The sequence below is a fragment of the Mesorhizobium sp. CAU 1732 genome, assembly GCF_039888675.1.
Classification (GTDB): Bacteria; Pseudomonadota; Alphaproteobacteria; order Rhizobiales; family Rhizobiaceae; genus Aerobium.
The window spans coordinates 1617323-1637625 of record NZ_JBDQQR010000001.1; the positions used below are offsets into that span (position 1 = coordinate 1617323).

Annotated in this window: 13 protein-coding genes and 2 pseudogenes; 9 read left to right on the plus strand and 6 right to left on the minus strand. The window is 64.9% G+C overall.

The features are described from left to right. Positions 1–32 precede the first annotated feature (32 nt). Genes AAFN55_RS07945 through AAFN55_RS07955 form a run of 3 tightly spaced genes read left to right on the plus strand, consistent with a single transcriptional unit; the run spans position 33 to position 5133 of the window. Complete coding sequence (locus AAFN55_RS07945) at positions 33–707, plus strand: response regulator transcription factor (RefSeq protein WP_347798314.1); 675 nt, start codon at positions 33–35, stop codon at positions 705–707. Then, the gene (locus AAFN55_RS07950) at positions 707–2164 is read left to right on the plus strand and encodes a HAMP domain-containing sensor histidine kinase (RefSeq protein ID WP_347798315.1); all 1458 of its coding nucleotides are present in this window, start codon (positions 707–709) and stop codon (positions 2162–2164) included. Before AAFN55_RS07945 ends, AAFN55_RS07950 begins: the two co-directional genes overlap by 1 nt. Beyond that, complete coding sequence (locus tag AAFN55_RS07955) at positions 2161–5133, plus strand: bifunctional [glutamine synthetase] adenylyltransferase/[glutamine synthetase]-adenylyl-L-tyrosine phosphorylase (protein WP_347798316.1); 2973 nt, start codon at positions 2161–2163, stop codon at positions 5131–5133. The genes AAFN55_RS07950 and AAFN55_RS07955 overlap by 4 nt, the downstream gene beginning before the upstream one ends. 1 nt (position 5134) lies before the next feature. On the opposite strand, the gene AAFN55_RS07960 is transcribed toward AAFN55_RS07955, so the two are convergent. Both AAFN55_RS07960 and pepN read right to left on the minus strand, forming a co-directional pair. Next, the gene (locus AAFN55_RS07960) at positions 5135–7465 is read right to left on the minus strand and encodes an ATP-binding protein (protein ID WP_347798317.1); all 2331 of its coding nucleotides are present in this window, start codon (positions 7463–7465) and stop codon (positions 5135–5137) included. A gap of 184 nt (positions 7466–7649) precedes the next feature. Further along, positions 7650–10295, minus strand: coding sequence for an aminopeptidase N (gene pepN / locus AAFN55_RS07965; RefSeq protein WP_347798318.1), 2646 nt, complete (start codon positions 10293–10295; stop codon positions 7650–7652). A 136-nt stretch (positions 10296–10431) separates the two neighbouring features. On the opposite strand from pepN, the gene AAFN55_RS07970 reads away from it, so the two are divergent. Together AAFN55_RS07970 and AAFN55_RS07975 are read left to right on the plus strand one after the other, a co-directional pair. Next, entirely contained in the window at positions 10432–12744 is a 2313-nt protein-coding gene (locus tag AAFN55_RS07970) for a xanthine dehydrogenase family protein molybdopterin-binding subunit (RefSeq protein WP_347798319.1), read from the plus strand. Between the two features lie 60 nt (positions 12745–12804). Further along, the gene (locus tag AAFN55_RS07975; protein WP_347798320.1) at positions 12805–13761 is read left to right on the plus strand and encodes a DMT family transporter; all 957 of its coding nucleotides are present in this window, start codon (positions 12805–12807) and stop codon (positions 13759–13761) included. 6 nt (positions 13762–13767) lie between these two features. Here AAFN55_RS07975 and AAFN55_RS07980 read toward each other — a convergent pair whose 3' ends face one another. Continuing rightward, complete coding sequence (locus AAFN55_RS07980; RefSeq protein ID WP_347798321.1) at positions 13768–14583, minus strand: helix-turn-helix transcriptional regulator; 816 nt, start codon at positions 14581–14583, stop codon at positions 13768–13770. Between the two features lie 143 nt (positions 14584–14726). Between AAFN55_RS07980 and AAFN55_RS07985 the strand changes: the two genes are divergently transcribed. The 3 genes and pseudogenes from AAFN55_RS07985 to AAFN55_RS07995 form a co-directional block, all read left to right on the plus strand. Beyond that, on the plus strand, positions 14727–15128 hold the full coding sequence (locus AAFN55_RS07985) for a hypothetical protein (protein ID WP_347798322.1): 402 nt from the start codon (positions 14727–14729) through the stop codon (positions 15126–15128). Then, a pseudogene (locus tag AAFN55_RS07990) lies at positions 15107–15241 on the plus strand (ABC transporter); the annotation flags it as partial. The gene AAFN55_RS07985 and the pseudogene AAFN55_RS07990, both read left to right, overlap by 22 nt. Before the next feature lie 194 nt (positions 15242–15435). Continuing rightward, positions 15436–15630 (plus strand): annotated as a pseudogene (locus AAFN55_RS07995) (hypothetical protein); the annotation flags it as partial. A gap of 31 nt (positions 15631–15661) precedes the next feature. On the opposite strand, the gene AAFN55_RS08000 reads toward AAFN55_RS07995, so the two are convergent. Both AAFN55_RS08000 and AAFN55_RS08005 read right to left on the minus strand, forming a co-directional pair. Further along, positions 15662–16534, minus strand: a complete 873-nt coding sequence (locus AAFN55_RS08000) for a uracil-DNA glycosylase (RefSeq protein ID WP_347798323.1) — start codon at positions 16532–16534, stop codon at positions 15662–15664. Positions 16535–16564: 30 nt separating this feature from the next. After that, positions 16565–17164, minus strand: coding sequence for a hypothetical protein (locus tag AAFN55_RS08005; RefSeq protein ID WP_347798324.1), 600 nt, complete (start codon positions 17162–17164; stop codon positions 16565–16567). Between the two features lie 271 nt (positions 17165–17435). Between AAFN55_RS08005 and AAFN55_RS08010 the strand changes: the two genes are divergently transcribed. Continuing rightward, positions 17436–19148 (plus strand): electron transfer flavoprotein-ubiquinone oxidoreductase, encoded by a 1713-nt coding sequence (locus tag AAFN55_RS08010; RefSeq protein WP_347798325.1) that lies wholly within the window; start codon positions 17436–17438, stop codon positions 19146–19148. 105 nt (positions 19149–19253) lie between these two features. Here AAFN55_RS08010 and AAFN55_RS08015 read toward each other — a convergent pair whose 3' ends face one another. Then, complete coding sequence (locus AAFN55_RS08015; RefSeq protein WP_347798326.1) at positions 19254–20288, minus strand: endonuclease/exonuclease/phosphatase family protein; 1035 nt, start codon at positions 20286–20288, stop codon at positions 19254–19256. Positions 20289–20303: the final 15 nt, after the last annotated feature.

A 20303-nucleotide genomic window follows, 5' to 3' on the forward strand; every position in this document is an offset into this window, starting at 1 on the left:
GCCATGTCTCGTTTTCGCGTATAAGCATGACCATGAAGATTCTAGTCATAGAAGACGACCGCGAGGCCGCTGAGTATCTCGAGAAGGCGCTGGGCGAAGCCGGGCACAACGCGCATGTCGCCGGTGACGGCGAAACCGGTTTCGCGCTTGCCGGCGACGGCAGCTACGACGTGCTGATCGTCGATCGCATGCTGCCCAAACGTGACGGCTTGTCGGTGATCGCGGGTCTGCGGGCGCGCGGCAACGACACGCCGGTGCTCATCCTGTCGGCGCTGGGCGAGGTGGACGATCGCGTCACCGGACTGCGGGCTGGCGGCGACGACTATCTGACCAAGCCCTATGCCTTCACCGAACTTCTCGCGCGCATCGAGGTGCTGAACCGCCGCACCGGCTCGAAGGATGTCGAGACCGTCTACCGCGCCGGCGATCTCGAACTGGACCGCCTGTCCCACACGGTGAAACGCGCCGGCAAGGAGGTGCTGCTCCAGCCCCGCGAGTTCCGTCTGCTCGAATATCTGATGCGCCACGCGGGTCAGGTCGTGACACGCACGATGCTTTTGGAGAATGTCTGGGACTACCACTTCGACCCCCAGACCAACGTGATCGACGTACACGTCTCGCGGCTTCGCTCCAAGATCGAGAAGGGCTTCGAGACGCCGGTCCTGCACACGGTCCGCGGCGCTGGCTACATGCTCAAGGCGGGCTGATGGCTCTGGCGATGCCCGCCATCATGAAGACGACCGCGGCGCGGCTTTCGGCGCTGTTTCTGATCCTGTTCGCGCTCTGCGCCACGGTCCTCGTCTTCTACATGACGTCGTTGTCCGTGCGCATGCTGACCTCGCAGACGCAGGAGACGATCGCTGCGGAGGTGCAGGTCCTGGGGCGGGCCTACCAGCGCGGCGGGCTGCAGTTGCTGGTGCGGTTCGTCGGCACACGGTCGCGCCAGCCCGGCGCAAATCTCTACCTCATCGCCGACCCGAACGGCCGCATCCTGTCCGGCAATGTCGAAAGCCTCGCCCCCGGCGTGCTGGAGATCGACGGCTGGACCGAGCGCCCGTTCAGCTATCGTCGCTACGGCGAGGGAGAGGGCGCGCGTCGCGCGGACGCAGAGCCCGCCGAAAACGAGACGGTGGCGCCCCCGACCAGCGATCACGAGGCGGTGGCGCTGGTGCTTCGCCTTCCGAACCAGATGATCCTGCTCGTCGGACGCGATCTGGGCGAGCCCGAGCAAATCCGCGTCATCGTGCGGCGCTCCCTCACGGTCGCCTTCGGCATGATGGGCATCGGCGCGCTGCTCATCTGGTATTTCGTCGGCCGTAGCGCCCTCAAGCGCATCGACAGCGTGTCCGAAGCCAGCCGCCGCATCATGGGCGGGGATCTGAGCGGGCGCCTGCCGGTCAGCGATTCCGGCGACGAATTCGACCGCCTGTCCGAAAATCTGAACGTCATGCTGGCGCGTATCGCCCGGCTCAATGACGGGCTGAAACAGGTCTCGGACAACATCGCGCACGATCTGAAGACGCCATTGACGCGGCTGCGCAACCGCGCGGAAGCGGCGCTGGCGGGCAAGCCGAAAAGCGCGGAATATCGCGAGGCGCTGGAGGCGACGATCGCGGAATCCGACCATTTGATCCGCACCTTCAACGCCATTCTGATGATATCGCGCCTCGAAGCGGGCTATTCGGCGGAGCAGACGTCGCCGGTCGACCTGGCCGCCATCGTGGCCGACGTCGTCGATCTTTACGAGCCGGTGGCGGAAGATGTCGGTGTCGTGCTGGAAGCCGCGATCGAAGGCGTCGTGACTGTCAACGCCAATCGCGAACTGGTCGGGCAGGCCCTGTCCAACGTGGTCGACAACGCCATCAAATACTCAGCCGGCACGAATGACGCGCCGCGCGTGATCGTCTCGCTGGGACGCCACGAGGCCGGCGGCTTCGTGCTCGAAGTGGGCGACAATGGCCCCGGCATCCCGGACGAGGACCGCGACCGCGCGACGGAACGGTTCGTCAGGCTCGAGCAGAGCCGCTCGCAGCCGGGCTCGGGCCTCGGCCTCAGCCTCGCGAAGGCGGTGATGGAATTTCACGGCGGCAGGCTTGAATTGACCGGACGAAACCCCGGACTATCGGTGAAGATGGTCTTTCCGGGGAGCGATTCGGACATATGAGCAAAAAGGATGCCGAAGCGCTGGCAAGCGGACGGCTTTGGTTCGGCGTCCCGGCAGCGCCTTTGCGTCCGCTCGATGCCGCGAATGCGAAGGCTGAACTCGCGGATTTGGCGGAAACGGCGGAGGAGGCGGGCTGTTCGCGCCTTGCAAAGCTGGCAGCCGGCGATACGCCTCTCACCGGCTTTCTCGGTGCGGTCTTCGACCTGTCCCCGTTTCTTCGGGATGCGGCGCGGCGCAATGTCCGGGCACTGGAAGCCCTGTTCGATACGCCGCTCGACGCCCATATCGATGCGCTGATCGAGCGCATCGGCGTGTGCTGGAAAAGCGAGGGCCTGACCGAAGCCGCGCTGATGCGCGATCTGCGCCTGCTGAAAGGCGAGGCGCATTTCCTGATCGCGCTGGGCGACCTCGCCGGCGAGGCGGACGCTCAGAAGACTGTACGTCGGCTGAGCGCGCTGGCGGATGCCTGCACATCGACTGCTGTCGCGTTCCTGCTGCGCGATGCCCACGAGAGCGGCAAGCTGAAGCTGCCTGACCCGGACGAGCCGTCGATCGGATCGGGCTGGATCGTCATCGGCATGGGCAAGCTCGGCGCGCGCGAGCTCAACTACTCGTCCGACATCGACCTGATCGTCTTCTTCGATCCGCAGGCACCGGCGATCATCGATCCGATGGACGCGACGGATATCTTCGCGCGGCTCACGCGCAGGCTCGTGCGCATCCTTCAGGATCGCACCGAGCACGGCTACGTCTTCCGCACAGACCTGCGGCTGCGCCCCGATCCGGGTTCGACGCCGCTCGCCATCTCCGTCGATTCGGCACTGCATTACTACGAAAGCCGAGGCCAGAACTGGGAGCGCGCCGCCATGATCAAGGCGCGCCCGGTGGCAGGCGACATCAAGGCCGGGACGGCGTTCCTCAAGGAACTGACGCCCTATGTCTGGCGCAAATACATGGACTTCGCGGCAATCGCCGACGTCCATTCCATCAAGCGCCAGATCCACGCGCACCGGGGGCATGGCGAGATCGCGGTCAAGGGCCACAACGTCAAGCTTGGCCGTGGCGGCATCCGCGAGATCGAATTCTTCGTCCAGACGCAGCAACTGATCGCCGGCGGGCGATTCCACGAATTGCGCGGCCGCGAGACGGTCGCGATGCTGACGATGCTGGCTGCGCGCAACTGGATTTCGGACGAGGCGCGCGATGCGCTGTCGCACCAGTACTGGTTCCTGCGCGACGTCGAGCATGCCATCCAGATGGTGGCCGACGAGCAGACGCACAATCTGCCCGAGGATGACGAAGGCATCGAGCGCATAGCGGCGATGCTGGGCTTCGAGAATGGCGCGGCGTTTTCGAAGTCGTTTCGCGAAGCCCTGCATCTCGTCGAGGGACACTACGCGGCACTCTTCGAGACCGCGCCGCAGCTATCCAGCGGGGTCGGAAACCTCGTCTTCACCGGCGATGTCGACGATCCCGGCACCCTCGAAACACTCCACAACATGGGATTTGAGCGGCCGAGCGACATCTGCCGCGTGATCCGCACCTGGCATTTCGGCCGCTACCGCGCGACGCAGTCCGCCGAGGCGCGCGAACGCCTGACGGAACTGACGCCGGCGCTCTTGGAAGCGTTCGGCAGGACACGCCGCGCCGACGAGGCGCTGCTGCGTTTCGACGAGTTTCTCGGCGGCCTGCCCGCCGGCATCCAGTTGTTCTCGCTGCTCCAGTCCAATCCGGCGCTGCTCAATCTGCTGGCGACGATCATGGGCGCTGCCCCGAGACTGGCCGCGATCATCACGCGCCGTGCCCATGTCTTCGACGGGTTGCTTGATCCCGGCCTGATGTCGGAACTGCCGAACAAGGCCTATCTCGCGGCGCGGCTGGAGGCGTTCCTGCAAGGCGCGGAGCTTCACGAGGAACGGCTTGACCGGCTGCGCATCTTCGCCGCCGAGCAAAAATTCCTCATCGGCGTTCGCCTGCTGACCGGCGCGATCGACGCCGTGCGCGCCGGCAAGGCGTTCTCCGATCTCGCCGACCTGACGATCGGCGCAGCGCTCGACGCGGTGATGGCGGAGTTTGCCGTGCGCCACGGCCATGTGGCCGGCGGCAGGGTCGCGATTCTCGGCATGGGCAAGCTCGGCAGCCGCGAACTGACCGCCGGCTCCGACGTCGATCTGATCCTGCTCTACGATCACGATCCGGAAGCAGACGAATCCGATGGCGAGAAGGGGCTCGCGCCGTCGCACTATTATGCGCGGCTGACCCAGCGCCTCATCGCGGCCGTTTCGGCTCCGACAGCGGAGGGTGTGCTCTACGAACTCGATTTGCGGCTTCGTCCGTCAGGCAACAAGGGACCGGTGGCGACGCATATCGACTCGTTCCGCAAGTACCAGCGCGAGGAGGCGTGGACGTGGGAGCACATGGCGCTGACGCGTGCGCGTCCGGTCGCCGGTGATCCGGCGTTTTGCGAGGTCGTGACGCAGGATGTCGAGACGGTGCTTGCGCAGGATGGCGACACCGCGAAAATCCTGCGCGATGCCGTCGACATGCGCGGCACGATCGCCGAGGAAAAGCCGCCCCGGAACATCTGGGACCTCAAGCTCATCAAGGGCGGTCAGATCGACCTCGAATTCATCGCGCAATGCGCGCGCCTGACCGGCAACATCGAACCGGACACATGGCCGCCGACCTCGACGGGCGATGCGCTGTCGCGGCTCACGCCCGGCTTCTGCGATGCGCAGGCGCGCGAGGAACTGGAGGCGGCCTACGAGCTCTATCTGACGCTCACGCAGATCATGCGGCTCTGCCTCACCGGGCCGTTTGAGCCGGAGGATGTTCCGCCCGGCCTTGCCGATCTCCTCCTGAGAAGCACCGATCTGCCGGAGCTCCCGGTGCTGGAAGCGCATATCAAGGAGACATCGAAGCGCGTCGAAAAGCATTTCGGCGCGCTGCTGGGGAAGGGACTCGGCTGAGTTATGCCGCTCTCTTGAGCTGCTCGCGGATCGGGATGCGCACCGAGACGATCGTGCCGACGCCCTCGGTGGAGCGGATTTTCAGCGCACCGCCATGCAGCTCGGCAAGCGAACGCGAGATCGCGAGACCGAGGCCCGAGCCGGTGTGGTTCTTGGAAAACTGGTTCTGAACCTGCTCGAACGGGCGTCCGAGATTGCGCAGCGCATCCTTGGGAATGCCGCAGCCCGTATCCTCGATCGACAGCATGATCGCACCGGACACCTTGCGCGCGCGCAGCGATATGTGGCCGCCATGTCCCGTGAATTTCACCGCGTTCGACAGGAGATTGATGACGATCTGCTTGATCGCGCGCCGGTCGGCGAACAGCACCATCGAATTCGAAATCTTGGTGTCGAGCGTGATCGACTTCTCTGCCGCCTGTAGGGCGACGACCCGCACCGTCTCGCTGATGAGGGGGAAGAGATCGATCCCCTCACGCTCGATCGAGAACTGGCCCGCCTCGATCTTCGACATATCGAGAATGTCGTTGATGACGCCCAGCAGATAGGTGCCGCTCGAATGGATGTCCTTGACGTACTCGTCGTATTTCGGCGCGCCGAGAGGACCGAACAAGGCGGTCTGCATCATCTCCGAGAAGCCGATGATCGCGTTGAGCGGCGTGCGCAGTTCGTGTGACATGTTGGCGAGGAACTCGGACTTCGCGCGATTGGCCGCTTCCGCGCGTTCGGTTTCCTTCATGTATTTGCGGTTGAGGTCGACCAGTTCGGTCGTGCGCTCGCCCTCGGCCTTCCGGGCCAGGCTGAGGTCGTGGATGGTCGCCATCAGGCGGCGCTCGCTGTCGACCAGCTTTTCCTGATGCTGCTTCAACTGCGTGATGTCGGCGCCCACGGACACCAGACCGCCATCGCGGGTCTTGAGTTCGTTCACCTGCAGCCAGCGCCCGTCCGCCAGTTGCCGCTCATAGGTCGCGGCACCGCTGTGGCCGCTGGAATTGGCAAGGCGGCGCTCATGGAGAAGCGCCGTCATGCGCTTTTCGATCAGGTCGCGCGGCGTGCCGGGGACGATGTCGTGGTCCGGCAGGCCGTTATCCTGCTGGTACTTGGAATTGCACATCACCAGGCATTGTGCGGAATCCCACAGAACGAAGGATTCCGAGATGTTCTCGATCGCGGTGCGAAGCCGCATGTCGGCGGTTTCGGAACGCTGGGCGAGCGTGCGCTGCTCGGTGATGTCGACGGCGATGCCGATGAGGTGGATTTCAGGCGCGTCGGGATCGCTCACTTGCGCCTTCGCGCGGATCCAGACCCACTGTCCGTCGGCGTGCCGCATGCGGAAGATGCGGTCGATCTGGTCGACTTCGCGCGAGACGATGCGGTTGGCGAGTTCGAAGAGATCGGCATCGTCGGGATGGATGATCTCGGAGACTGAGCCGAAGGACAGCATGGCCTCCGACGCTTCATAGCCGAGCATGTCGTACATGGAGCGCGACCAGTACATCCTGCCGCGAACCATGTCCCAGTCCCACAGCCCGCATCGCCCGCGCACCAGAGCGAGATCGACGCGGTTGTGCGCCTCCAGATAGAGCCTGTCGGCAGCCTGCGCCCGCGCGGCCTGGCCGAAATAGGCATAGAGGATGACCAGCAGAACGGCTGCCGTGGCGGCGAAGAGCGTGACGTTCAGCGTCACCGATTTGCGCCAGTCCGCGAACACCGCATCCTGCGCGATCATCGCGATCGCCGCACCCTGGCGGCCGTCCGCGATGCCCATCGCGGCGTACCAGACCTCGTCCGCGATCCGCACTTCCATCACCCCGGCGCGGTTGCCGAACAGGAACAGCGGCTGCCCGCCGCCGATGAAGCTTTCGAGCTGGCGGCCGATCCATGGCGAGCCGGACTGCGTCGCGGCCTTCACCACGAAACTGTCGTCGGTGATCATCAGCGCGTGGCGGTTGCCGATCGAGCCCTGGGTCGCGATGTCTTCGATGAGCGCGTCGAATGCGGCGGCGTCGAGCGGCCCGTCGCTTTGGGCGGCCGTGAGGGCATAGCCCATCTGGCCCGCCGCGAGCCCGAGCAGCCCCTTCGCCGAGCGCTCGACTTCCTCGTGATGCGTCATCAAGGACAGGCAGCGCGTGCCGGCGATCACGACGAGAAAAACGATGATCAGGAACGGGATCAGGCTGCGCAGAATTGGCTCCGCTGCGAGAAGGCGCTTGTAGGCCGGCGCGGCAATCATGCGCGCATGGCCGGTCAGGCCGGAACTGGCGCGTCGTGCCGCCGTATGTCGGGCATAAAAACTGCCCTCGGGCGCGCTCCACGCGTCCGCCTTTGCCATCGAATGGCTCCCCGATCCTGTCCCTCTGGTGATCCGGTAACGCCGCACGCCCGAATCTGCCCTAAAGAATCAGAGGTGATTCGCGCTGTCTAGTGGGGTGATTCGTAAAAGTTTAAGAATCGTTGCCGAAGAGACGAAAATGAGGCGCTTGCGCGCCGAGGCAGGACGGTTTCGCCCCGCTCCCTCAAGCCAATGTCCGTTCGATGATGTCGCGCAGGTCGCTCGACAAATCGTCGGGGGCTGCGATCGTGAGCAGCGCCTCGCGTGCCGCCGCCTGGCGCGTCGGCTCCAACGAGCGCCATGAGCGCATCGCCGTGGCCAGCCGTGCGGCGAGCTGCGGGTTCCGCTTCTCGATTTCCAGAACCGTCTCCGCGAAGAACGTGTAGCCGGCCCCGTCGGCGCGGTGGAAGCCGGTCTGGTTCAGCGTCGAGAACGTTCCGATCAGCGCGCGCACGCGGTTCGGGTTCGACAGCGAGAAACCCTGATGCGTCATCAGCGCCTTGACGCGATCGACCGCGTCGGCACCCGGTATCGTCGCCTGCGTCTGATACCATTTGTCCATGACGAGCGGATCGTGGCCGTACTGCGTCTCGAACGCGGCCAGCGCGTCGGTCGTGCGCGCATGGCCGGGGAAACGATGCGCAAGCACCGTCATCGCGGCCGCCTTGTCGGTCATGTTGGTGGCCTGATCGAACTGGCGCGCGGCAAGCGACGGATCCTCCGCACCGACGGCCAGATAATCGAGCAACACGTTGCGAAGCGCGCGCTTGCCCGCACTGTCGGCATCCGGGCTGAACGTTCCGCCGCCGTCGAAACCGTCATAGAGCGCCTGAAAGCGCTCGCCGTTCGCCTTCGCGATTGCCGATGCCAGCGCATCGCGGCTGACACGGATCGCGTCCGGGTCGATGTTCGTGCCGATATCGCGCGCGACGTCTGCTTCGCCCGGCAGCGTCAGCGCGAGCGCGCGGAAGGCGGGTTCCAGGCTCTCGTCCGATGCGATGTCGCCAATCGCCGCGATCAGACCCGTGGGGAACTCCGGCGCCTTCTGCCCGCGCACGCTGCGAAAGCCGTGGATGAGCGCGTCGGTGAACAGCGTGTAGAGCGACTGCCATCGCGAGACGAGATCGCTGTCGTGGCGCGCCAGGAACAGGAGGTCGTCGGCCCGCTGCTCGACCGAGAGCGTGATCGGGGCGGAGAAGCCGCGATTGAGCGACACGACCGGGCGCTCCCGCACGCCCTGGAAGCGCACGATTTGCCGGCGCTTGCGGACATGGATGACGCCGTTCTCGACCGTCGCACCCTCGACGGAAGTGGGCGTGATATCGCTGCCGTCTTCGCCGACGAGACCGAAGGCGAGCGGGATGTGCATCAGCCGCTTGCGGCTTTCAGACGGCGTCGGCGGCACGGACTGCTCGATCTCGATCCGGAACTCCTGATGCTCCGCATCGTGCGCGGTCGAGATCGTGAGGTTCGGCGTGCCGGCCTGATGATACCAGAGCGCGAACTGCGACAGATCGTGATCCGACGCGTCCTCGAAGGCCGCGAGGAAATCCTCGATCGTGGCCGCGTCGCCGTCATGACGCTCGATATAGAGCTTCATGCCCTTCCGGAAATCGTCCGGTCCGAGGATCGTGCGGATCATGCGCACCACCTCCGAACCCTTTTCGTAGACGGTCGCCGTGTAGAAATTGTTGATCTCGCGATAGCGGCGCGGCCGCACCGGATGCGCCAGCGGGCCCTGGTCCTCGGGAAACTGGTGTGCCCGCAAGGTGCGCACTTCGGCGATGCGCTTGACCGCGCGAGACCGCTGGTCCGCCGAGAATTCATGATCGCGAAAAACGGTCAGGCCTTCCTTCAGGCAGAGCTGGAACCAGTCGCGGCAAGTGATTCTGTTGCCTGTCCAATTGTGGAAATACTCATGCGCGATGATCGCCTCGATATTGGCGAAATCCGCATCCGTCGCCGTCGCCTCGTCGGCAAGAACGTATTTATCGTTGAAGATGTTGAGGCCCTTGTTCTCCATCGCGCCCATGTTGAAGTCGGACACGGCGACGATGTTGAATACGTCGAGATCGTATTCGAGGCCGAACACCTCTTCATCCCAGCTCATGGAGCGCTTGAGCGCGTCCATCGCATAGGCCGCGCGATCCTGCTTGCCATGCTCGACATAGATGCCGAGGGCGACCTTGCGGCCGGACGCCGTCGTGAATTCATCGTGGAGACCGGCGAGATCACCAGCCACCAGCGCGAAAAGATAGGATGGCTTGGGAAACGGATCGTGCCAGACGACGAAGTGACGGCCACCGGCCAGGTCGCCTTGCTCGACGAGATTGCCGTTCGACAAAAGCAGCGGCGCCTGCGCCCGCTCGGCCTCGATGCGCACCGTGTAGACCGAGAGCATGTCGGGCCGGTCGGTGAAATAGGTGATGCGGCGAAAGCCTTCCGGCTCGCACTGCGTGCAATAGACGCCGTTGGTGCGGAACAGCCCCATGAGCGTTCCGTTGCGCGACGGATCGATGCGCGTCACGATCGTCAGTTGGAAGGCTTCGTCATGCGGCGGGTTCGCGATCGTCAGGTGCTGGGGATCGGAACTGAACGCGTCATCGGCCAACGGCTTTCCGTCGATCGCGACGCTGACGAGCGTGAGTTCGTCGCCATCCAGAACGAGCGGAGTGCCCGGCGCGATGCCCTGGCGTCGCTCGATGTCGAGCACGGCGGTGACGACAGTCGCTTCCGGCGAGAGCGCGAAGGCGAGGCTGGTGCGCGGGATCAGATAGTCGCTCGGGCGATAGTCCTCGATACGGAAGACCTGGCCAGTGTCCTTGCGCATGCTGTCGTCCCCGTCCTGCCGCGTCGTTTCCGACCGTCCAATTATGAGTCGTGGTCTTTACATGATACGGGCGCTGGACAAAACTGCGGCGGCTTCACACCGACCCTCATCAGCAAACCGTTTCCGGGAAATCTCCATGAACGTCATGACTCCGAAGTTCGGAATGGGTGCATCCGTCCTGCGCAAGGAAGACGATGCCTTCATCACCGGACGCGGCCGCTACACCGACGATATCAGGCAGGACGGCGTGCTGCACGGATACGTCCTGCGCTCGCCCGTAGCGAAGGGGACGTTCACGATCGGCTCGACCGACGCAGCGAAGGCTGCCGACGGCGTCCATCTGGTGCTGACCGGCGCAGACCTCGCGCATCTGGGCGATCTGAAATCCGGCGCGATGCAGAAGCAGCCGGACGGAACGCGCGCGCCGACACGCGACATCCCGATCCTGTGCCGCGATCGTGTGAACTATGTCGGCGATGCGGTCGCCTTCGTGGTGGCGGACACCCGCGCGCAGGCGCAGGACGCGGCGGAACTCATCGAGATCGATTTCGACGGCGAAGACGCGGTCGCCCTGACGGCGCGCGCGCTCGACGACGATGCGGCTCTGGTCTGGCCCGAGCTCGGCTCGAACCAGGCGATGCAGTACCAGATCGGCGATCCCGACAAGACGAAAGCCGCCTTCGACAAGGCCGATCACGTCACGTCGATCGAGTTCTACAACAACCGCCTCGTCTGCAATTACATGGAAGCGCGGGCAGCACTTGCCGAATGGCGCGCGGACGAAGATCGTTTCGTGCTGACGACGGGATCGCAGGGCGTTCACTCCATGCGCAGGGTCCTGTGCGACGTCGTCTTCAACATTCCGCACGAGAAGCTGCGGGTGATCACGCCCGATGTGGGCGGCGGTTTCGGCCCGAAGACCTTCGTCTACCGCGAGTATCCTCTGGTGATGGAAGCGGCCAAACGGCTGGGCAAGCCCGTGAAATGGACCGGCGACCGGACCGAGCATTTCATGACGGATGCGCAGGGGCGCGACAACGTCGTCAAGGCCGAGATGGCGATGGACAAGGATGGCCGCTTCCTCGGGCTGCGGGTCAACCTCGTCGCCAATCTCGGCGCTTACGTCCATCAGTTCGGGCCGTACATTCCCTATATGGGCGCCAGCATGTCCACCGGCGTCTACGACATCGAGGCGCTCGATGTGCTGATCACCGGCGTCTACACGAACACCTGTCCGGTCGATGCCTATCGCGGGGCAGGGCGGCCCGAGGCGGCCTTCCTGCTCGAGAAGCTCGTCGATTGCTGCGCGCGCGACATGAAGCTGGAGCCGCATGAAATCCGGCGGCGCAACTTCATCCGGCCCGAGCAGTTCCCGTACACGACGCCGACAGGCCGCGCCTACGATGTCGGCGAATTCGAGGGCCATATGGACGCAGCCCTCGAACGGTCCGACTGGAACGGTTTCGACACGCGACAGGCCGCATCGACCGATGCCGGCAGGATACGCGGCATCGGCATGGCAACCTATATCGAGGCCTGCGCCTTCGCGGGCTCCGAGCCGGCCCATGTCGAGCTCAACGGCGACGGCACCGTCACGCTTCTCATCGGCACCCAGTCGAACGGGCAGGGCCATGCGACGGCCTACGCGCAGTTCGTTGCCGAGAAGCTGGGCGTCGATATCGCCAGGGTGAATGTCCACCAGGGCGACACGGATCGCCTCGCCAAGGGTGGCGGAACGGGCGGCTCGCGCTCGATCCCGCTGGGTGGCGTCTCCGCCGCGCGGGCCGGCGAGGATCTGGCCGAAAAGATCAAGCGCATCGCAGCCGACGAACTCGAAGCCTCGTCAGCCGATATCGAGCTGGAAGGCGGCGAGGCGCGCATCGTGGGCACGGATCGCCGCATCGATTTCGCGTCCATCGCGAAGGCGGCGAAGAATGCCGACGATATCAAGGGGTTCGGCGAATTCGTTCAGACCGAAGCCACCTATCCCAACGGCACGCATATCTGCGAGGTCGAGATCGATCCCGAAACCGGCCGCACCGAAATCGTCAACTACACCATCGTCGATGATTTCGGCGCGATCGTGAACCCCATCCTTCTCGCTGGCCAGGTGCATGGCGGGGTCGTGCAGGGCATCGGGCAGGCGCTCACCGAGGACACGATCTATAGCGAGGACGGCCAGCTCCTGACCGCGAGCTTCATGGATTACGGCATGCCGCGCGCCGACGACGTCCCGTCCTTCCACTTCGAGATGCGCAACGTGCCGTCGACGACCAACGCGCTCGGCATCAAGGGCGCGGGCGAGGCCGGGACGATCGGGTCCACGCCGGCCGTTCTCAACGCCGTCACCGACGCGCTTCACAGAGCCTACGGAATCGGACATATCGAGATGCCGGCAACGCCCTCGCGGGTGTGGGCGGCAATTTCGGAGGCAAAATCCTCGAAGTGAGACACGCCTGATGTCCCCAGACCCTGCCGCCGGCGCGTACCGGCGGCACGCAGCTTCCTGATGGCCACACAGCAGCCATCGCCGTCGCAATCCAGCAACAACCCGTTGCGCGGCATCGGCCTCAAGGTGGCATCGGTGGCGATTTTCGTCGGGATGTCGGCCTTCATCAAGTCCGCGGGCGAATTGCCGGCCGGCCAGATCGTCTTCTTCCGCTCCTTCTTCGCAATCATCCCGATCCTGGCGATGCTCGCCTGGCGCCACGAATTGCGGACCGCGCTTCACACCAAGAACCCGCTCAGCCACATCGTGCGCGGCACGGTGGGCGTAACCTCGATGGGCCTCGGTTTCTTCGCGCTCACGCGCCTGCCGCTGCCCGAGGCGATCACGCTCAACTATGCGCAGCCGCTGCTCGTCGTGGTGTTCAGCGCGGTGTTTCTGGGTGAGGCGATCCGCTTCTACCGCTGGTCGGCGGTCATTGTCGGCCTGTTCGGCGTGGTCATCATTTCGTGGCCGAACCTGACGCTGTTCGCGGGCGGCAGCGAGATGGAAAGCAGGCAGGCGGTGGGCGTGCTGGCAGCCCTCATCGCGGCGTCCGTGTCGGCTGTCGCGCTGCTACTCGTGCGCCGTCTGGTGAAGACGGAGAAGACGGCGACGATCGTCCTGTGGTTTTCGCTGACGGCCTCGGCGCTCGCGCTCCTGTCGTTGCCGTTCGGCTGGGCTCCCCTGACAGCCTGGCAGGCGACCGCTTTGGTGAGCGCCGGCTTCTGCGGCGGCATCGCCCAGATCCTCATGACGGAGAGCTATCGCAACGCCGAGGCATCGACCGTCGCGCCGTTCGAATACACCTCGATGCTGCTCGCGATCGCGGTCGGCTATCTCGCCTTCGGCGACCTGCCGACGCTCTATACGCTCATTGGCGGCACGATCGTCATCGCGGCGGGCATCTTCATCATCTGGCGTGAGCGCGCGCTCGGCCTCGAACGTGGCAAGGCTCGAAAGGTCGCGCCGCCGCAGTGATGCGCTTCAGCGCGGCGCGTTCTGCGCGGCAAGGCTTCGCAGGAACTCGCCCGTCTCGGCATCCGCGGGAAAGAAGGATTCGATCGCCAGCTCCGACAGCGTGATGTCGAGCGGCGTCCCGAAGATCGTGATCGTGCTGATGAAGGACAGGATGCGCTCGCCCATCCGCAATTGCAGCGGCACGGCCACGGAGGCCGGCGCGTCGTAGGGCTTGGCTGATTGGGCTCCCTTGCCGGGGTAGCCCGAAAGCTCCTGCTCCAGCGCTTGCAGAGCCGGGTCGGCCGACGCCTCGATCTGCATCCTCAAGCGTTCGATCAGGTGCGTGCGCCATTCGCCGAGATTGACGATGCGCGGCGCGAGCCCCTTGGGATGAAGCGCCAGCCGCAACACGTTGACGGGCGCTTCGAGCAGGCTCGCATCCTCGACATCGGCGAGAAACGGCCCGATGGAGCCGTTCGCCGCGACCATGTTCCACTGGCGGTCGACGGCGATGGCCGGATAGGGCTCGTGCCCGTTCAGAACGGCCTGCACCGCGCTCATGGCGGGCTTCATCGACGGATGATCGAGGCCGCGCTCCTCGTAGCTCGGCGCGAAGCCTGCAGCGAGCAGGAGGCGGTTCTGCTGCCTGAGCGGAACCGCCATATGCTCGGCGAGCTTTAGCACCATCTCCCGCGAGGGCTTGGCGCGCCCGCTTTCCACGAAGCTCAGATGGCGTTGCGATATCTCCGCGTCGAGCGCGAGGTCGAGCTGGCTCAGCCGGCGGCGTTGGCGCCATTCCTTGAGGAGGTCGCCGAACGGATTGGTTTTCAGGGTCGTGTTCATGGCCTCTGTTCTAGATCGGAAAAAGATGTCGGGCCATTACCTTCGAGGTAATCGCGCAGCGTCGCCTCTCCTGCCATCGTCGGGACATTCAGGACGCCGGCCACGACGGAAGGCAGCCTGCCACACGGTGAAAGGAGACGACCATGTCCATCGAAAACACCCCCTTCCTGCGCAACACGCTCATCGCGGACGGCATGACCGGTATCGGCGCGGCTGCGCTGACGATCTTTGGTGCGAGCGCTCTCGGACCGCTTCTGCAACTGCCGGAGGGACTGCTCTTCTGGGCGGGCGTCGCGCTGCTTCCGGTCGCCGTCCTGCTGTTCGCGGCGGCGCGTCGCCCCGCGGTTCCGCGCTCCTGGCTCACCGAGATCGTCCTGATCAACGCGCTTTGGGTGGTCGCGAGCTTCGGCTTGCTCGTCTCGGGCCTGATCCAGCCGAACATGCTCGGCACGGCGTTCATCGTCGCCCAGGCGCTTGCGGTCGCCCTGTTCGCGGTTTTGCAGGCGTCCGTGCTCAAGGCTGGAAGCCGCGGCGTAGCGGCCTGACGCTGGTGCTGGTCACGCACGATCCCAGCCTCGCGGCGCGCTGCTCCCGCCAGATCGCGATGCGGTCTGGCCGGATCGAGACCGCGCCGCAATTGCAGGCGGTGCGAGCGTGATTGCGGACCCTGGTTTTCCCGGTCGGACCCCCACTCTGTATCCCTCCCCACAAGGGGGAGGGAGGTCAACAGCGTCGCGACCAACTTACCTTGCGCAGCGCTCGGAACTGTGGGACCGCGTGGGCGTCCCCCTCCCCCTTGTGGGGGTTCTTCGCCACAGACACCGTGTCATCCCGCACCGCGAGCGTAGCCCGATGACGACCTCGCACACGTTCCGCCTCGCTCTTCGATTTGCCTTGCGCGAGATGCGTGGCGGGCTGGCGGGGTTCCTGATCTTCATCACCTGCATCGCGCTGGGCGTCGCGGCGATCGGCGGCGTCAATTCCGTGGCGCGCGCGATCACCAGCGGTGTCGAGGCGCAGGGCCAGGTGCTGCTTGGCGGCGATATGCGCTTCCAGCGCCGCAGTATTGCGGCCTGATTTACCCGCGAAGCTCTTCCAGCTTCGCCCTGACGTCGAGGAAATCCCGCCACGCAAGTTTCTTGTGGGCGGGATTTCGCAGGAGATAGGCCGGGTGCAGCGTCGGCATGGCCGGAATGGTCAGGCCGGCGGCTGTGGTGTGAACCTTCCAGTTGCCGCGCATCCGCAAAACGCCCTCATTGGCGTGCAGGACCACCTTCGCGGCAGGACCGCCCAGCGTCATGATAACCTTGGGATTGGCCAGTTCGATCTGGCGCTCGATGAACGGGCGGCAGATTTCGGTTTCCAGCGGCGTCGGCGTGCGGTTGCCGGGTGGCCGCCACGGAATGACGTTGGCGATATAGGCGCTCGTGCGGTCGATGCCGATCGCGCCCAGGATTCGGTCCAGCAGCCGCCCCGACTTCCCCACGAAAGGCAGGCCCTCGAGGTCCTCGTCGCGGCCCGGCGCTTCGCCGATCAGCATGAGGTCCGCTTGCGGGTTGCCGTCGGCAAAGACCATCTGCTTCGCGGTGAATTTCAGGTTGCAGCCATCGAAGCCGGCGACGATCGCGCGCAGTTCGTCAAGCGAGGCTGCCTCCCGCGCCATGTCGCGCGCCCGCGCAGCCTGCGCTTCGTCTGGCACCGACAGGGTCGGGGGCGCGGCGGGACGGGGAGCCGGTGCAGGCTCGGTCCTGCGCCACCGCTCCGTCTGGCTGGCTGTGTTCGTCTCGGCAGCCGGCGCTCGGGCCGCTGTCGCGGCATGCGATTCGGCGAAGCGATCGACCGGTTCGTCCAACAATGCCTCGTCGACGCCGGCGTCCGCATAGAAGCGGAGAAGTTCGCGGACGTCGGTCAAGGGCAGGGGCTCCGATCTGGATTGATGAGAAGCCGCCATTGTCGCGCGCCCGGCTCGCCGCGACAAGCCTCATGACGAGGGTATCGTCGGATCCTGCACGATGAAGTACTGCGCACGCGGCGTGAAATCCGTGATCAGGAACTCGAAACTGACCGTCTGGCCCGCATCGGTATGGCCTTCGCGAAAGATCAGCCGGTCATAGGGCTCGTAATCCCGGCTGAATTCCGCGTAGCGGTCGGATCGCGTCGTCGAACTGTCGGTCTTGCGCTGGTCGAAGGACAGCCCGTCACCGAAGGTGCTCGGCTCACCGCGTATCTCCTGCAGTTCGAACTCGAATTCCAGCCAGGGCAAACCGCTGCCATTGATCGTGATCAGCCGCAGATGGATGAAGCCGGTGGCGAAATCGCCCCTCATGAAGTGTGGCCGGATCGGCTTTTCCGCATGGATGACGAGCGTGACGGGGCTTGCCGAAAACAGTTCCTGCGTCAGCACCACCGGGTCTTCGATCGTGCCGGTGCCGGAGATGGCGAGGATGGCGAAGCCACCGAGCTCATCCGAATAGGAATAGGGGCCAGCGTGCCACCGACCGAGATCGTCGGCTGGCTGGGCCGTCGTTGCCATGGCGAGCATCGCGCCTGGCAGAAGGAGGGTCGGCAAGGAGCGTCGCATGCGGTCTCCTGTCCCGCACAGGGTATCTGCAAATCGCCGAAACAAGAAGATGCCTCGCGTTCACCCTTCGGTGCACAGCCAGGCCCGGTCACCCGCACATTTCGGGCGAGTTGTTTGACGTTTACGTCAACGTTATCTAACTGTAGGTGACGAGCGTGCTCTTTGTGCGAAACGCCGCATCCATCTTGGTTTCGCTGGCGTTCTTGATGCGCTATGAGCGCAGGCAAAGGGTAGTTCTTGTGCCGACGGGCGGGACGCAGAGGAGTCATCGATGAGCGAGATCGAACGCGAAAGCATGGAGTTTGACGTGGTGATCGTTGGCGCGGGGCCGGCTGGCCTGTCCGCCGCGATCCGGCTCAAGCAGGTCAACCCCGAGCTTTCCGTCGTCGTGCTCGAAAAAGGCGCGGAAGTCGGCGCACACATTCTCTCCGGCGCTGTCGTCGATCCGATCGGCATCGACAGGCTGCTGCCGGAATGGCGCTCCGAAAGCGACCACCCGTTCAAGACACCGGTCACCGACGATCATTTCCTGCTGCTTGGGCCTGCGGGTTCGGTTCGGCTTCCGAATTTCCTGATGCCGCCGCTGATGAACAATCACGGCAACTACATCGTCTCGCTCGGCAATGTCTGCCGCTGGCTTGCCGGCCATGCCGAGGCGCTGGGCGTCGAGATTTATCCCGGCTTCGCCGCCGCCGAAGTGCTCTACGACGAGGCAGGCGCGGTGATCGGCGTGGCGACCGGCGACATGGGCGTCGAGCGCGACGGATCGCACGGACCCGCTTATGCGCCGGGCATGGCGCTTCTCGGCAAGTATGTGCTGATCGGCGAGGGCGTGCGCGGTTCGCTTGCCAAGCAGTTGATCGAGAAATTCTCGCTCGGCGAGGATCGTGAACCGCAGAAATTCGGCATCGGCCTCAAGGAACTCTGGCAGGTCGCGCCCGAAAAGCATAAGCCCGGCCTCGTGCAGCACTCGTTCGGCTGGCCGCTCGGCGGCGCGACCGGCGGCGGCTCGTTCCTCTATCACCTTGAGGACAATCAGGTTGCCGTCGGCTTCGTGGTTCACCTCAATTACAAGAATCCCTATCTCTCGCCCTTCGAGGAGTTCCAGCGTTTCAAGACGCATCCGGCGATCCGCGACACGTTCGAGGGCGCCAAGCGGATTTCCTACGGTGCGCGCGCCATCACGGAAGGCGGGTTCCAGTCGGTTCCGAAGCTGTCCTTCCCCGGCGGCGCGCTGATCGGCTGCTCCGCCGGTTTCGTGAACCTGCCGCGCATCAAGGGCTCTCACAACGCGGTTCTGTCGGGCATGATGGCGGCCGAGCATGTGGCGGAAGCCATCGCCGCCGGCCGCACCCACGACGAGCTCGCCGGCTATGAAGCCGCATGGCGCGACAGTGACATCGGCAAGGATTTGAAGAAGGTCCGCAACGTCAAGCCGTTGTGGTCCAGGTTCGGCCTGTGGATCGGCGTCGGCCTCGGCGGCCTCGACATGTGGCTCAACACGCTCTTCGGCGTCTCCCCCTTCGGCACGATGAAGCACGGCAAGACCGACGCCGCGTCGCTGGAGCCGGCCTCGAAGCACAAGAAGATCGACTATGACAGGCCCGATGGCGTCTTGACCTTCGATCGGCTGTCGTCCGTCTTCCTGTCCAACACCAACCATGAGGAGGACCAGCCGGTCCATCTTCAGGTCAAGGACATGGGTTTGCAGAAGGCATCGGAATACGCGGTCTATGCCGGCCCGTCGACGCGCTACTGCCCGGCAGGCGTCTACGAATGGGTCGATGCCGACGGCAATTCGCTCGCCGGCGGCCCCGGCTCGGACGACAAGGGCGGCGGCGACCGTCACAACCCGGAAGCGCGCTTCGTGATCAACGCGCAGAACTGCGTCCACTGCAAGACGTGCGACATCAAGGACCCGAACCAGAACATCAACTGGGTCCCGCCGCAGGGCGGCGAGGGGCCTGTCTATCCGAACATGTGACGGCTGAGAGTTCCTTCTCCCCGTTCACGGGGGTCCGAAGGACGGGCGAGACGCGTGGCTCGCCCCAGTGCCCGAAGGGCGGATGAGGGGCAGCGCCTACTTCGATTAAATGGGCGATTTCGACGCTGTAGACCCCGCATCCGCGTGCAGCACGCTTGCGGGCTCTTCCTGCGGCATCAGCATGAACTCGAACAGGATCGGCAGATGGTCCGATCCCACCGCCTCCATGCGGGTCAATCCGACCGGCACGATGCCGCCCTTCGCCATCATGTTGTCGATCGGCAGGCCGATCAGCGGCCGCATCCAGGCCGGGAACCGGCGGTCGAGATAGGTCGGCCCGATCCCGCGCAGGAGCTCGGTGCCGCCGGCGGCCGAGACGCGCTTGGCGGTCTGGCTCCACGGCACCGCGTTCAGGTCGCCAGCGATGATCGCAGTGCCGTCGATCGCACCCAGAAGCGGCTCGATATGCGGCAATTGCCACGGCTGCTCGAACGGCCACGGCCAGCCCAGATGCAGCGAGGCGACGTCCAGCTTGCGGCCGTTCATGTCGAGGCTGACATGGCCGAACGACCCGCGGTCGCCGCATTCGGGCGCGAAGCCCTCGGCAAAGGGCCGCCGCGAAACGATGGCGGTCCCGCCGATATAGGCCGGCGGCGGACAGATGAGCTGGTAGGGATAGGCTCCCTTGAGGATCGCCAGTTTCTCGACCCAATAGGCCGAAACCTCGTTCATCGTGATGATGTCGGGCTTTTCCCGCCCGATCAGGGAAAACACGGCCTCCGGCGTCGGGTTGTCATAGCGCAAATTCATGTGCAGCAAGCGATAGACCGCGCCGGCATGAGGCGTTGACGATGCGTTGACGGTCGAGACTTGCGAGGGAAGCGGGAGGCCGACGGTCTGCACGATCGTCGTGACCGAGAAGAGTGCGGCAAAGATCGCTTCCGGCCAGTACCGGAAGAGCAGCAGAAGCGGGATGCCGGCCACGAAGAGCCCGGCCGCGAGATGAATCCGGAAGTGCGAAAAGGAATCGAAGGCAGGGTGCAGCCAGCCCAGATAGCCGAATGTCAGCGCGCCCGAAATCGCCAGAAGCGTTCCGAGCGCGGCCAGCCTCAGAAGTATGGAGCCCCGTAGGTAGTTCATAATCGTCAGGTGGTC

Coding starts and splice junctions, on each gene's coding strand:
- AAFN55_RS07945 (WP_347798314.1), top strand. CDS start 33: ATGAAGATTCTAGTCATAGAAGACGACCGCGAGGCCGCTGAGTATCTC.
- AAFN55_RS07950 (WP_347798315.1), top strand. CDS start 707: ATGGCTCTGGCGATGCCCGCCATCATGAAGACGACCGCGGCGCGGCTT.
- AAFN55_RS07955 (WP_347798316.1), top strand. CDS start 2,161: ATGAGCAAAAAGGATGCCGAAGCGCTGGCAAGCGGACGGCTTTGGTTC.
- AAFN55_RS07960 (WP_347798317.1), bottom strand. CDS start 7,465: ATGGCAAAGGCGGACGCGTGGAGCGCGCCCGAGGGCAGTTTTTATGCC.
- pepN (WP_347798318.1), bottom strand. CDS start 10,295: ATGCGCAAGGACACTGGCCAGGTCTTCCGTATCGAGGACTATCGCCCG.
- AAFN55_RS07970 (WP_347798319.1), top strand. CDS start 10,432: ATGAACGTCATGACTCCGAAGTTCGGAATGGGTGCATCCGTCCTGCGC.
- AAFN55_RS07975 (WP_347798320.1), top strand. CDS start 12,805: ATGGCCACACAGCAGCCATCGCCGTCGCAATCCAGCAACAACCCGTTG.
- AAFN55_RS07980 (WP_347798321.1), bottom strand. CDS start 14,583: ATGAACACGACCCTGAAAACCAATCCGTTCGGCGACCTCCTCAAGGAA.
- AAFN55_RS07985 (WP_347798322.1), top strand. CDS start 14,727: ATGTCCATCGAAAACACCCCCTTCCTGCGCAACACGCTCATCGCGGAC.
- AAFN55_RS08000 (WP_347798323.1), bottom strand. CDS start 16,534: ATGGCGGCTTCTCATCAATCCAGATCGGAGCCCCTGCCCTTGACCGAC.
- AAFN55_RS08005 (WP_347798324.1), bottom strand. CDS start 17,164: ATGCGACGCTCCTTGCCGACCCTCCTTCTGCCAGGCGCGATGCTCGCC.
- AAFN55_RS08010 (WP_347798325.1), top strand. CDS start 17,436: ATGAGCGAGATCGAACGCGAAAGCATGGAGTTTGACGTGGTGATCGTT.
- AAFN55_RS08015 (WP_347798326.1), bottom strand. CDS start 20,288: ATGAACTACCTACGGGGCTCCATACTTCTGAGGCTGGCCGCGCTCGGA.